This window comes from Hymenobacter saemangeumensis, assembly GCF_039541835.1.
Taxonomy (GTDB): domain Bacteria; phylum Bacteroidota; class Bacteroidia; order Cytophagales; family Hymenobacteraceae; genus Hymenobacter; species Hymenobacter saemangeumensis.
Map to the genome: position 1 here is coordinate 179,169 of NZ_BAABGZ010000082.1, position 13,048 is coordinate 192,216.

General features: G+C 60.4%; 11 protein-coding genes. All 11 read right to left on the minus strand.

Going from position 1 to position 13,048, the window contains the following annotated elements:
* Positions 1-10: 10 nt before the first annotated feature.
* Genes ABD919_RS23500 through ABD919_RS23550 form a run of 11 tightly spaced genes read right to left on the minus strand, consistent with a single transcriptional unit; the run spans position 11 to position 13,047 of the window.
* Entirely contained in the window at positions 11-1,666 is a 1,656-nt protein-coding gene (locus ABD919_RS23500; RefSeq protein WP_345238541.1) for a C45 family autoproteolytic acyltransferase/hydrolase, read from the minus strand.
* Entirely contained in the window at positions 1,650-3,167 is a 1,518-nt protein-coding gene (locus ABD919_RS23505; protein ID WP_345238542.1) for a phytoene desaturase family protein, read from the minus strand. Before ABD919_RS23505 ends, ABD919_RS23500 begins: the two co-directional genes overlap by 17 nt.
* Positions 3,168-3,170: 3 nt before the next feature.
* Positions 3,171-7,013 (minus strand): 1-acyl-sn-glycerol-3-phosphate acyltransferase, encoded by a 3,843-nt coding sequence (locus ABD919_RS23510; protein ID WP_345238543.1) that lies wholly within the window; start codon positions 7,011-7,013, stop codon positions 3,171-3,173.
* Complete coding sequence (locus ABD919_RS23515; RefSeq protein WP_345238544.1) at positions 7,010-8,227, minus strand: DUF2062 domain-containing protein; 1,218 nt, start codon at positions 8,225-8,227, stop codon at positions 7,010-7,012. Before ABD919_RS23515 ends, ABD919_RS23510 begins: the two co-directional genes overlap by 4 nt.
* Positions 8,208-8,579, minus strand: coding sequence for an ApeI family dehydratase (locus ABD919_RS23520; RefSeq protein WP_345238545.1), 372 nt, complete (start codon positions 8,577-8,579; stop codon positions 8,208-8,210). Before ABD919_RS23520 ends, ABD919_RS23515 begins: the two co-directional genes overlap by 20 nt.
* Positions 8,579-9,142, minus strand: a complete 564-nt coding sequence (lolB2, locus tag ABD919_RS23525) for a flexirubin biosynthesis protein LolB2 (RefSeq protein WP_345238546.1) — start codon at positions 9,140-9,142, stop codon at positions 8,579-8,581. Before lolB2 ends, ABD919_RS23520 begins: the two co-directional genes overlap by 1 nt.
* Before the next feature lie 31 nt (positions 9,143-9,173).
* On the minus strand, positions 9,174-9,809 hold the full coding sequence (lolA2, locus tag ABD919_RS23530; protein ID WP_345238547.1) for a flexirubin biosynthesis/transport protein LolA2: 636 nt from the start codon (positions 9,807-9,809) through the stop codon (positions 9,174-9,176).
* Positions 9,802-10,572, minus strand: a complete 771-nt coding sequence (locus ABD919_RS23535; RefSeq protein ID WP_345238548.1) for a polysaccharide deacetylase family protein — start codon at positions 10,570-10,572, stop codon at positions 9,802-9,804. Before ABD919_RS23535 ends, lolA2 begins: the two co-directional genes overlap by 8 nt.
* A complete protein-coding gene (locus tag ABD919_RS23540) occupies positions 10,566-11,594 on the minus strand; it encodes a beta-ketoacyl synthase N-terminal-like domain-containing protein (RefSeq protein WP_345238549.1) in 1,029 nt (342 codons plus the stop codon). Before ABD919_RS23540 ends, ABD919_RS23535 begins: the two co-directional genes overlap by 7 nt.
* Position 11,595: 1 nt before the next feature.
* Positions 11,596-12,789, minus strand: coding sequence for a beta-ketoacyl-[acyl-carrier-protein] synthase family protein (locus ABD919_RS23545; protein ID WP_345238550.1), 1,194 nt, complete (start codon positions 12,787-12,789; stop codon positions 11,596-11,598).
* A 3-nt stretch (positions 12,790-12,792) separates the two neighbouring features.
* On the minus strand, positions 12,793-13,047 hold the full coding sequence (locus tag ABD919_RS23550) for a phosphopantetheine-binding protein (protein ID WP_345238551.1): 255 nt from the start codon (positions 13,045-13,047) through the stop codon (positions 12,793-12,795).
* Position 13,048 lies beyond the last annotated feature (1 nt).

Here is a 13,048-nt window from a genome sequence, read left to right on the forward strand (position 1 = left end):
TAACCAACCCCTACCGAAGCTGCTTGTCGCAGGCCGCAATTTGTTTGCGCATGTACTGCTCTTCGCCTTTGGACGCAATTTCTTTGGTCAGGCCCTGGGCGTAGGCCTGCCGGGCTTCGGCGTAGTTTTTCTGCTTGTAGAAAGCATTGCCGGCCAGCACGTAGGCGTGGTAGTATTCGGGGTTGAGCTGAATAAACTGCTGCGGGCTTACTTCTTCGCCGGCCTGGGCCTTGGCCGCCAGCGTCCGGAAGGCAACGAAGTTGCGGTAGGCCGGCGCCTGCAGGAAGGTGTCGGCCGCAATGGTGCTATTCTCCACCAGCTCGTGGTCGGTACCCAGGCCCTTGAGCGCAAAAATCTTGTTCAGGTCGTAGGCCACGTACTTGCCCAGCTGCCAGGGCGCGGCAGCCAGCCACACCAGGCGCTTGTTGGGCTCGAAGATGATGGAGTGGTGGCAGATAAGCTGGTTCACGGCCTTCTCGTTGCCATAGCCGATAAACTTGTTGCCCAGCCCGCCCTGGTCGCGCAGAATAGCCGCGGCGCGCTGCGGGTTCAGCTTGCTGGTCTGGCCCAGCAGCTCGGCAATGCGCTGCTGCCGGTACACGGAGGCGCTTTCCTCCATGTGGTTTTTGTTGAGCTCGGTGTTGCCCAGCTTGGCGCTCTGGTAGTGGTTGGTGCAAATCAGCTGGTTGGAGTTGGGGTCGTACACCTGCACTTCGTCGGGTGTCTTCTCAATCACCACCGCCTTGTTGTCGTGGGCCGAGCCGATGAGCAGCGACTCCGACACGAAGGTGTGGCGCTTGCGGGCAATGGCCACGGCTTCCTCAATGCTGCCGGCGTACTGCAGAATCTCGCGGGCCAGCAGGGAAATGGGCGTAGCCGAGCCGCTGGGCAGGTCCGACTTGGCCGCGTTCAGCGACACGGTGAGGCCCTGCATGTTCATGCCCGACACCACGCCGGTCATGCCGCCCCAGGTTACCATCATAAAGCGGTGCCCGCTGTCGGGGGCGAAGAAGCCCACGATTTTGTTGTCGGCAAACCGGTCGCCCACGTAAAAGTCGAAGTTGCGGCCGATGAGCAGGCCGCCGTCTTCGCTGCGCTCGTTCCAGGTAGCAAAGGCCGAGCAGCCCACCAAGGCCAGGTTTTGCAGGGCGTGGCCGATGTCGTGGGCCGCGTGGTAGTTCATCAGCCGCTGGTAGGCTGGCCCAATCTCATCGAATTTGGGGTTGGCCGACAGCGAGACGCCGTATATCTCCAGCCGCTGCTCCGGGGTCAGGTTTTTCTCCAGGTCGCGGTTGTAAAACCCAATCAGGTACTTCAAAAACTGCCGGTAAAACGCCGACGGCACCAGCTTGCAGATTTGGTCGAAAAAGGCCTGCTCCTGGTAGGCAAACACCTCCTTGCTCAGCTTGCCGTTGATGACGCCGCGCTCGAAGGCGCCGCCTTCCACGTACATCTCCCACCAGCCGCTCTCGCTTTTGCGCAGCCAGTTGTTGCCCAGCACGTAGCTGTTGGCCCCCAGCTGCCGGGGCTGGGCTTTCAGGATGGCCGTGTCGGCCGGCACGGGCGGCTTGCTGATGGCCACCGAATAAATATAGATGCAGGCCGCCACCAGCAATACCAGAATAGTAGCAGCCAGATAACCCAGCCCCTTAAGTAGTTTGCGCATCATCTATTTTCTTGAGCAGATAGGGGAGGCCAATTAATTCCGAACAGGTTACCAGCGAGCTGATGGCGACGCCCAGCACCCCGTGCATGTTGATGTTCTGGCCGGTTAACAATAAGTTGCTGAGCTTGGTGCGATGCGAGATAAAGGTGCGCAGCGGGTCGTTATAATCTTTGGTAATGCCGTAGATAGCGCCGTCGGCCGTGCCCATATAATCGCGGAAAGTGAGGGGCGTAGCGGTGTAGTACGACTTAATGGCGTCCTTCAGCTCTGGGAATCTTTCGTACACCACTTCCAGCAGCTTCTCCGCTTTGCGCTGCTTGAACTCGTCGTAGCTCTCGCCGCGGTGCTGCGGCGCTTTTACGGTATTGTAAGTGTCTTTCCAGGGCTCCACATCTTCGTATTTCATGTAGGCCAGAATGGAAATTCCTTCGGCATATTCCCGGGTTTTGGAAGTGCCCGAAAAGAAGATGGAATAGGAGAGGGGCCAGCTTTCGTCGGTGTATTCCATGCTGGTCCACACGTCGTCGTTCAGGTAGCAGTAGTAGTTGCTGCGCTGGTACTTAAACGTGCCTGGCTTGAGCGTAATATTCATTACGAAGGCCGACAGCGAATTCTCCAGATTTAATATCCGGCGGCGGTAAGCGGGCCGAATTATATCGGTTTCCGTCATCTCAAAAGTTTGCGCCGGATGGATGTTGGAAATAAATAAATCCGCGTAATACTTCTCGCCGCTGGCATCCTCAACGTGGCTTACTTCCTTGCCTTCTGTCACGAAGCGCCGCACATCAATTCGGTTAAACAGCTTGCCGCCATGGGCGCGAATAATGCTGGCCAGGAACTTGGCAATCTGCCCGCCGCCATCCACAATGCGGTAGGAGCTCTGAATGTAGCTGTTGAGCACCAGCGCGTGCACGTACAGCGGCGTTTTATCCTTTATGCCAGCATAAAGCGGGTTATTGCCGCCGAGTACGTTCTGCAGCTTTGTATTAGAAGTAAGTGAAGCAATAAATGCCTGGGTATCTAGCGACAGCGACTCAGAATTCTGCAGGGGCTGCTGCTCTTTTAAATTATACAGCGGAAAGGCATCGCTGATGTTCTGAATGGTTTCGCAATACCTGCGAATGGCGGCTTCCTCTTCGGGAAATTCCTGGCTTAATACCCGAATAAAGTTCTCGTAGCCCTGGGCGTAATTATAAACTTTCTCGTCGTCGTGGAAAATAATCTTATCAAAGGAGTTCTCGTCAAGCTTTTCAATTTTCAGCTTGTCCATGATGCCAAGATATTTGAAAATCTTGTACATGTTCTGCCCCTTTTCCAGGCCGCCGATGTAGTGCACGCCGGAGTCGAACAGGTGCTTGTCGCGGGCAAAAGACTGCAGGTTGCCGCCGAACTGCTTGTTGCGCTCCAGCACCGTCACCTGGTAGCCTTCCATGCTCAGGATGGCACCGCAGATTAATCCGCCCAGGCCACTGCCCACAATAACGACTGTTTTTGAAGCCATTTACTATTTCTTTTTGCAGACGAACACCAGGTTCGACGTGTAGCGGGTAGTATCGAGCACTTCCACTTCCAGGTTGTTTTTCGCGGCGAAGCCCTCAATCAGCTCCGTCGACAGGAAGGAAAGCCCTTCGGCCGCGGTTTTGTTGAATTTGCAGAAGCGCGTAGAAAACCATTCGGTCAGGACCGTGCCCTTGTGCTTTTTGCCCAGCTCCTTAAAGCCGTCCCGGATGATAAGAATTCCCCCGGCGTTCAGGTTGTCGGCACATTTCTGCAGCAGGGCCGCCTGCTCCTCCGGCTGCAGGTAGTGCAGCACGTCGCTGAGCACGATGCCGTCCTGGGCCGGGAAGCGGGCTTCCAGGGCATTGGCGTAGGCAAAGCCCACGTTGCCGCGGCCCACAAAGCCGTTCTGAGCCACCATGATTTTCTCGTAGTCGTAGTCCAGGGCCTGCACCTGCCTTTCTTTCGAAGTCAGGGCCAGCATGTTGGCCATGAAGCCATAGCCGCAGCCGATGTCCAGGATGTGGCCGCGCCGGGGCAGCAGCTGGTCGAACAGGTGGTAGTTCTTTTCCAGCTTCAGCTTCACCTTCATGTACCACTCCAGCACCGGGCCCTTGTAGAGGTAGTTGGTCACCAGCAGGTTGCGGTAGTAGTCGGGGTTTTCAATCTGCTCGGCCAGCTTCTGGTACTCGGCCTTGAAGTAGCGGCTGATGAGCTTGGTGCGGGCCGTGTAGTTGTCGCCAAACGCCGGGTCCTGGGCGCCGATGCGGGGCAGGAACTTCAGGGTCAGCTGCCCGTCGTTGAGGTAGAAGTGGCCCTTGCGCATGGTGTCGCCGCTGCCGTGAATGAGCACGGGCTGAATGTCCAGCCCCAGGTTTTCGGCCAGGAAGAAGGCGCCCTTGTGAAAGCGCTGCATGGTGCCATCCACCGAGCGGGTGCCTTCCGGGAAAATCACGATGGAGTAGCCTTCGGCCACCTTCTTGCGCAGCGTTTCCAGGCCCTGCTCGGCGCCCTGGGCCGCCGGGAAGTAGTCGGCCATGCGCACCACGGCCCCGAATACCGGCGAGTTCCACACCCAGTCGCTGGTGAGCAGCACCACCTTGGGGTGCTGCATCACCAGCAGCAGAATGTCGAGGAAGGACTGGTGGTTGGCGATGATGACGGCGGGGCGGCTGTAGTCGGCATTTTCCCGGTTCAGGAACAGCTTGCGCACGTTGGACATGATGTTGATGAGCGAGCCCGTGAACTTGCTCAGCAGCCAGTGGTAGAAGTACTTCTTCTTCTCGCGGTTGGCCGGAATCAGCTTCAAGGCAAAGCCCACAATATTGAGCAGCAGGGCGCCGAACACGAAGTAGGCAAAGGCAAAGCAGGACTTGAGCAGGCCCCAGAGCGTGTAGGGCGACTGCCGCCGCGCCACCGGCCCACTGATGAACAGCCGGAAAAAGTAGGGCTGCAGCGTCTGCGACACCAGCCACACGCTCAGAATGCCGATGATGGACACGAAGGCCATGGAGCGCAGCGCCGGGTGCTCGGCAAAGAACAGGGTGCCCAGCCCAATGATGGTGGTGATGGCCGAGAGTAGAATGGAGATGCTGGTGGAACCCTCCTCTTTCTCGCCCGTGGCGTAGCGCCGCTGCAGGCCGTCCATGGTGAAGATGCAGTAGTCGTCGCCGAGCCCGAACACCAGCGTGGACAGGATGATGTTGATGATGTTGAACTTGATGTCGAGCAGCGCCATCAGCCCCAGAATCCATATCCAGGCAATAACCATGGGCAGGAAGGCAACCAGGGCCATTTCGATGCGGCCGTACGACAGCAGCAGGGCCACAAACACCAGGGTGGAGGTCCAGAACGCAATGAAGGTGAACTCCTGGTCGACCACCCGCACCAGGGTTTGGGTGATGTACTGGCGGTCGAAGATGTACACCCCGGCGTAGTCGCCCAGCCGGTCGTAAAGCGTTTTGGCTTCCTGGCGCGTGGTGGTAATCAGGCTCAGCACCGAGGTTTTGCCCTGGTTTTCCTCAATCAGGTTGCTGAGAAAGGTGCTGCGCAGGATGCGGGCATCGTCGGCCGGCAGCAGGCCATACTCCTTGTTGAGCAGGTTTTCGAAGGGCACGAAGGCTTGGGCCGAGAACTTGTACTGCTGGCCCGCCGTGCGCAGGCTGCTCAGCACGGCCTGCTTTTTGGCGGGCGTCCAGTAGGCATTCCAGCGGGCGATGCGGCGCCGCTGCTCGGCCTGGGAAGCCAGCAGCACCGACACGCCGGAGAAGTGCAGAATCTGCCGCTTGGCCTGCAGGTCGTTGATGACGGGCAGGGTCTTTTCGTGCCGGGCCAGGGCCTCGTCGAGGCTGGGGGCGTTGGCCACCATGAACACGGTTTTCTTCGACAGCGAAGAGATTTTGTTGAGCTGGGCTTCGGCCTGGGCCAGCTTGGGCGACATGTAGTTGACCTGGTTCATGTCTTTCTCGAAGCCCACCTGGGCCGAGAAGTACAGCAGCACCGGCGACAAGCCCAGGAACACGTAGCGCAGGGCCGGCTGCTGCTGAAAGCGGCTGAGCAGGTCTTTCAGCTTCAGCTGCGGTGCCAGTTTGGGCTGCTCGCCGGCCGGTGCCCGGTGGGGCAGGAAGTGCGGCAGAAAGATGAGCGTGGACAGGGCCGCGCCAATCAGGCTGAAGCCGGCGAAGGCGCCCAGGTCCTGCAGCACCGGTACGTTCACCAGCTGCAGGCACAGAAAGCCGGCCACCGTGGTCAGGCTGCCGATGGTGAGCGGAAAGGTCAGCTCGTCAATAACTTTCTCGGCATCGGGGTGGAAGCGGTAGTGCGTGAGGTAGTGCAGCGAGTAGTTGACGGCAATGCCCAGGATGATGGAGCCGGCCGCCACGGCAATCACCGAGACCGCGCCCTTGGTGAGGGCAATGAAGGCCAGCGCAAACAAGCCCCCGAACAGCACCGGCAGCAGCATGAGAATGGCGGGGCGCAGCTGCCGGAAAAACAGCAGAATCACCGTCACCAGCAGCGTCAGCGAAATCGACAGCGTCAGGATGGTGTCCTTGCGAATCTGCTTGGCGTTGGCCGCCGCCACGGCCGGGGCGCCGAAGTAGTGCACCTTGTACCGCGGGCTGGCCTGGGCCTGCAGCACCTGGTCGAGCTGGTCGAAAAAGACAATGTTCTTGTCCGTGTTGGCCGACGGGAAGGCCGGGTTGATGAACATGAACAGGTGCCGCCGGTCGCGCGAGAAGAAATGGTCCTCGAACAGCTCCACGTTCTCGTCGGGCTTGAAGTCCTTGAGCTTGTTCAGCACCACGTAGCTCAGGCCCAGGGGGTCGGCCACGATGAACTGCTTCACGGCCAGCCCGGCCGGGCTAATCAGGGTGTTGTAGTTGGCCTGCACCTTGGCCGCGATGCTGGCCGGCGAGGTGGTGGTGTCGAGCTGGGCGTAGTCCTTTTCCTGCAGAAACAGGGGCAGGTTGCCCTGAATGCTGCCCAGCGCCTCCAGCAGCAGGCTGTCGCTGGCCTTGTAGGTGAGGCTGCCTACGTAGGCGCGGGCATCACGGCCAATGGCGCCGGCCACCGCGTCGGCATAGGCTGCGTGCTGCTCCGGCTCGGCCGGCCGCAGCGTGTCGGTGTCGGAGATGAATACCACCACCCGGTCGGTAAACTTGCTGGTTTCCAGGAAGTGGCTGAACTCGTCCATGCGCTTCTCATGCGGCAGCATCTGCATCACGTTTTCCTCGAACCGCACGCGGGAGGCAAAGAAGCCCAGCACGGCCAGGGTAGCCAGAAAAACGGCGTAGAATACGGCCTTGTGGCCGTGGAAAAACCGATAAAGGCCCAGAAATACGTTGCTCATGAAGTCAGGGCCGGGCTTTTTTTGCGGAAGAAGAACAGCAGCACGTAGGTAGCCAGCCCGCTGGCAATGGCGGCCCCCGCTGCCAGCAGCAGGCTGCCCACTACATACTGCACGAAATTGTAGTGAATAGCGGCCAGGGTGAGCTGCTTGCCGTACTGCAGCGCCACCGGCTTTTCCACCAGCAGCCCGCCCGTGAGGTAGCTCAGGTAGAGAATCAGCGGAATCAGGGGCGGAATGCTGATGTGGGCGCTCAGCAGCACCAGAAACTTGTTGAGCTTCAGCAGCGTCGACAGAAACAGGCAGGCAATAATCTGAAAGCCCCAGATGGGAGCAATGCCAATGAATACGCCCAGCGCAATGGCCACCGACTTCTGCAGGTTAGACTCCTCGGCGTTCACAATCTGCCGCTTCAGCCGGCTGTAGGTTTCCCGCCGGCCCAGGCTTTTGATAAAGTCGCGGGGCTTGATGTAGAGGAAGGCAATGATTACCAGGATGGTATTCAGTACGCTGATGCGTGAGAAGTCGGTGAAGGGCCGGAAGTGGGTGATGCGCTCCTTGCCGGGCGCATAGTACACCGAGATGGGCACGAAGCTCACGGGCACGCCGCGCCAGGCGGCCCGCACTATTACCTCAATCTCAAACTCGTACTTGTAAGTGAAAAAGCGCATGCCCCGCAGCGGCTGCAGGGGGTAGAGGCGGTAGCCGCTCTGGGTATCGGGCACGCGCACCCCGGTTTCTACCCAGAACCAGAAGGTGGAAAACTTGTTGCCGAAGCTGCTTTTCGACGGAATGCCGGCCTGGTCCATGTTGCGGGCCCCGATAATCAGGCCGGGCCCGTCGGCTTCCAGCTTGTTGATAAAGGCGTGCAGGTCGGACGCAAAGTGCTGCCCGTCGGAGTCCAGGGTAATGGCGTAGCGGTAGCCGGCGGCGATGGCCGCCTGAAAGCCCTGGCGCAGGGCCCAGCCCTTGCCCTGGTTGGGCAGGTAGCTGATGAGCTGAATGCCCGGGGTGGCCGCCAGAATGGCCGGGGTGTCGTCGGTCGAGCCGTCGTTGACGACAATAATGTTGTTGGTGTAGGCCTGGACTTTGGTAATTACGTCGCGTACAGTTAAGCTATTGTTATAAGTAGGGATAAGAATACAGATGCCGTGCTGGTCGGTGCGATGCTGAAGTAATGGGGCAGGAGGCTCCGAACTAGTAGGAATACTTTGCATGCTGAAGCTTGATAAAGCTGGTGGCATCAAAGTGAATAACCGCTTCTGTTACCTGGATGCCAGCAGTAGATTCTTCAAAGTTAATTCGTGCCGCCACTATTGGGTGCTGCAGCGGGTCGAGCACCGACAAATATTTAATGTTGGCCGCCTGGGTCAGGGCCAGGGGCTTGCCTACCGCTTGCTGAACCAGCTCTTTGATAATCTGCAGCATGCACACGCCGGGCACCACGGGCAGGCCCGGGAAGTGGCCCCCCAGGATGGGGTGGGCGGCGTTAAGCTGAATGCGGGCCTGCAGCTGGCCGGGGGCGGGCTGCAGCAGCTGGTCGGTGGTGTAGAAGCTTCCCTCAAGCATTAGCGGATAATCTGTTTCAGGCTGATGGTAAAGTCAAATAGCTTGTGGTCGACGAAGACCGAGTCGGGCATGCCCTGCACCAGGCGCGTTACGGACACCACCACTTTCTTGCGCTTGGCGGTGGTGTTCTCGATGCGGTAAAGCTGGTTTACGCCCGTGTCGGTGATGTAGTAGGTGAACTCCTTGCCAGCCGCGAAGGCGAAGTAGCTGACCTCGCCCTTGCGCAGCTCCCGGCCCTTGCCGAAGTCCAGCTCTGTCATCAGCAGAAAGCCGATGTCTTTTCGGAGCTGGTTGATGACCGGCTTCTTGTTCAGCTGCTCGATGCAGTGAATCACCTTAAAGTCCCGCTCCGAAAACTCAAAGTCGAACAGGTTGAGGCCCATCTCGTTGGTGAACACCACCCGAAAGGTGTTATTGGGCAGGCTCTTGAAAAAGAGCAGCCCGCTCAGGTGCTTGCCCACCACTTCAATCTCGGTGCGGTAGAGCGTGGTGATGAAGGAGGGTTTCAGGCGCTGCAGCGCCGAGGCATCGGCCGTGGTCGGCGTCAGGTCTTGGTAAAGCACGCGTCCGCAGCCCAGGCAAGCCAGCAGCAGGCTACTTAACGCTAAAGACCTCATCGGCGACCGGCGTGTTAAGCTGCTTGTTGACGAACGTAATAATGGTGTTATCGCCAACGGCTTCTTTCAGCTCCAGCTGGTCAATGGAAAAGTCCCGCTTATTGATGGTAATCCGAATCGTGGTGAACAGCTGCTTCATCTCCTTCACCTGCGGTGCCAGGTCCAGGCAGTAAGTTTTCTCGTTCTCGAACACCTGCGACTGAAAGTCCTTGTTGTCGAGCGCCCGGCCCTGCACGCAGTCCACAATCACCTTGTTGACGGCCTTGAAAATCTTGTTGTCGCCCGACGAGTACACCTTCTTCTTGGTCTGGTCCTGAATCAGTATCTGGCTGTTGTTGATGATGAGCAGGTACTTGTAGGGCTGGGTGTATTCCATGCGCACGCGGTTGTTTTTCTTGAAAAAGAAAACCCCCGTGGAGTTAATCTTTTCCGACAGCATGCTCAGGTTTTTTTCCTGGCGAAACTCGCTTTTGATGGAGGTGGTCTGCTCGGCCGCTTTGGCGTAGCTCTGCCGGAACCCGGCCACGTCCTCAACGGGCTTGTAGCCCTTGGGCTGGGCGGCCAGCAGCAGCGGCGAAAGGCAGAAGGCGAGCAGCAGCAAGTGTTTAATCATATGCCGGTTGGCAGAGCAGGTGGGAAGGAGACACAATCTTGAATCCGCGGTTTTTCGCTTCCTGAATGAAGGTGTCCAGAATGCTAGCCGTAGCGGCCGATGAATCGTGCAGCAAAAATACGGCCCCTGGCTTTAAGGCTGCCAGCAAGCGGTGCAGCAGCTTTTGCTCGTCCTGGGCTACGGTATCCATCGAGCGCACATTCCAGCCGATGCAGGCCAGGCCCAGGGCCCGGATGGCAAAGGCCAGGTTGGGCGTGGTAACGCCGTAGGGCGGCCGAAACCAGCGCGGCTTTTTACCAATGGCCTGCTGCACGGCCTGGCCGGTCTCTTCCAGCTCGGCCAGCAGCTTTTTGCGCGAGAAGAAGTCCAGCAGGGCGTGGTGGCTGTAGGTGTGGTTGCCCACGATGTGGCCCTCGGCATCTATCTGCCGCAGGATGGCGGGGTTTTCCATTACCCGCCGGCCAATGCAGAAGAATGCTGCCGGGGCCTCGTGCTTGCGCAGCACCGCCAGAATGTGCCGGGTAGGCTCAATGGGCCCGTCGTCGAAGGTGAGGGCAATTTCCGGCGCCGCCGTGGCCACTCCACAGTCGGTTTCAATAAAAAACGAGGAGGAAATAACCGACGAGCCGTAGGCTACCGCGCCCAGGTACAGCGCCAGCGGCAGCAGCAGCCACCAATACGACAGCAGCCCGGCCCAGGCCAGGCTGCCGAGGGCCAGCACCGAGCCGGCCAGGGCCAGGCGGGCCGTGCGGTAGCTTAGCATGCCGAGAGCAGAAAAACCGATTGATGGTCCTGCTGGGCCCGGTTGTAAATCAGGACGGTCTGCGGGGCGTCGGAGTCGGCCGAGCTGCCTTTCAGTACAGACGCGGCTACTCCCAGCGCAAAGGCGCTGGCCGTCGGGTACTCGCCCGACTGGTGCTTAAACCGCCGCACGGGCCCGTCGTACCCGAGGGCGGCTTCAAACTTGCGGCACTGGGCATCGTTGGAGGCGTCGCCGTTGTAGCCCGCCAGCAGCAGGTCGGGCCGGGCCAGCCCGTGGGCGCGGAGCAAGGCCTGCGCAGCCGCCGCCGCTTCGGCCGCGCTGGCAAACGACACGGTGCGCACGCCCAGCAGCTGCGCGTAGCAGCCGGGGCCGGGCTGGTTGCCCACGGCAAAGAAGGTGGCGCCTTCGCCGGCCCAGGCCCCGCTGTCGTCGGCGGCGTACAAGTCGTGGGTGGGCGCCTTGAACCGGTTGATACGCGAGAGCAGAGCAAAGCTGGTGCTGGTGAGCTCGTCGATGCCGCCCACCAGCAGGGTGCTGCCTTGGGCCTGCTCGCTCAGCAGCAGCGTGGCATCGAGCAGGGCGCTTTCGAAGGAGATGTTGCGGTGGGCGTAGGTGCTGTTGTAGCCCCGGCACTTGAGGTGGTAGGCAATCTGCCCCGCAATGGTGTTGTGGGTCGAGTGAATAAAGGCCGTGGGGCTGAGCATGTCCTCCTGGTTGGTCACCAGCTTCTGCAGGAAGTCGGCCGTGTCTTCGAGGCAGCCCCAGCCGGTGCCGGCAATCACGCCGTTGATGCCGGCCGTCAGGTCGGTGCCGGCGTCCTGCAGGGCCTGCTTGCCGGCGGCAATGCCCATTTTCACGATGCGGCTCATGCGGCGGCTTTGGCGCGGGTCGATGTAGGCCCCGTAGTTGGGTTCGATGCAGCGCAGCTGCTGGCCATCGGGGGCCGGGGAGCCCGTGGCCTCATCGTCCTGCAGCGCTGCCACCGGCGCGATAAAGCCCAGGCCGTTCAGGTAGATTGCCATCTTAGGTGCGGGAAAAAATCAGCGACGAGCAGTTGCCCCCAAAGCCGAAGGAGTTGGACAGCACGTGCTGCAGGGAGGAGTCGATGTGAAATTCCGTTTCGGGGCGGAGGTCGGGGCCCGGCACCGGCTCGGAAAAGGAGAAGTTGGGGTACACGTAGCCCTGCTGCAGCGACAGCGCTGAGAGCACGGCTTCGATGGCGCCGCTGGCCGCCAGGGTGTGGCCCGTAAACGACTTGGTGGAGCTGAGCTTGGGGCAGGCCTCGCCAAACAGGCGGCGGATGGCCGTGCCTTCGGCCGCGTCGTTGTTCTGGGTGCCCGTGCCGTGCATGTTGATGTAGCCGATGTCGGTGGGCTGCAGGCCGCTGGCGGCCAGGGCCTGCGCCATGGCCAGGTAAGGCCCCTCGCCCTCGTCCGACAGCGCCGTCTGGTGGAAGGCGTCGTTGGTGTTGCTGTACCCGCTGAGCCGGCACATAGCCGGGGCCTGGCTGCTGGCGGCCAGCCGCTCGCTCATCAGCACCACGTAGGCCGCGCCTTCGCCCAGGTTGAGGCCTTCGCGGCTGGCGTTCAGGGGGCGGCACTGCTCGGGGTCCACAATCATCAGCGTGTTGAAGCCGTTGAGGGTGAAGCGGGTGAGGGGGTCGCTGCCGCCGGCCACCACCACATCCAGCAGGCCGCTCTTAATCATGCGCGCCCCCAGCATAATGGCGTTGGCCGACGACGAGCAGGCCGTGCTGATGGTAGTCACGAAGTCTTTGATGCCCAGCTGCCGCGCCACGTAGTCGGTCGACTTGCCGCAGTCGTGGTTCACCACCTGCCGCAGGTCGCCCGAGGCCGAGTCGGTGAGGTAGCTTTCGAAGAAGGACTCGGTTTTGTCCATGCCGCCCACGCTGGTGGCCGAGATAAAGCCCACCCGGCTCTGGGCCAGCGCGGCGGCGGGTATAGCCGAGTAAGCTTGCCGCGCGGCGTGGTAGCTCAGCAGGATGGTGCGGCTCAGGTGGGCGGGCAGGCCCAGCTGGGCGGCGAGCTCCTCGTTGCTGCAGTTTACTTCGCCAAACGTGTAGCTGGCCTGGTGCCGGGTGCGCAGGTGCCGGGCCCGGCCCATGCCGGAGCAGTGCTGCCGGAAGGCCGCAACCACTTCGTCCGGGCTGTTGCCCAGGGCGCAGATTATCCCCACTCCGGTTACCAGCACGTTCATGGCTTACTTGCGGTTGGCGGTGATGTAGTCGGCCATGGTGTTCACCGAGTGCAGCACCTGGGGGCCGTTCTCGGCTTTGGTGAGGCGCACGCCGTAGTGCTGCTGCAGCATCACAATAATCTCCAGCGCATCAATGGAGTCCAGGCCCAGGCCTTCGCCGAAGATGGGCTGGTCGTCGGCAATGTCGGCCGGGTTGATGTGCTGCAGGTTCAGGTGCTCCACGAGCAGCCTTTTCAAATCGGTTTTTAACTGGTCCATT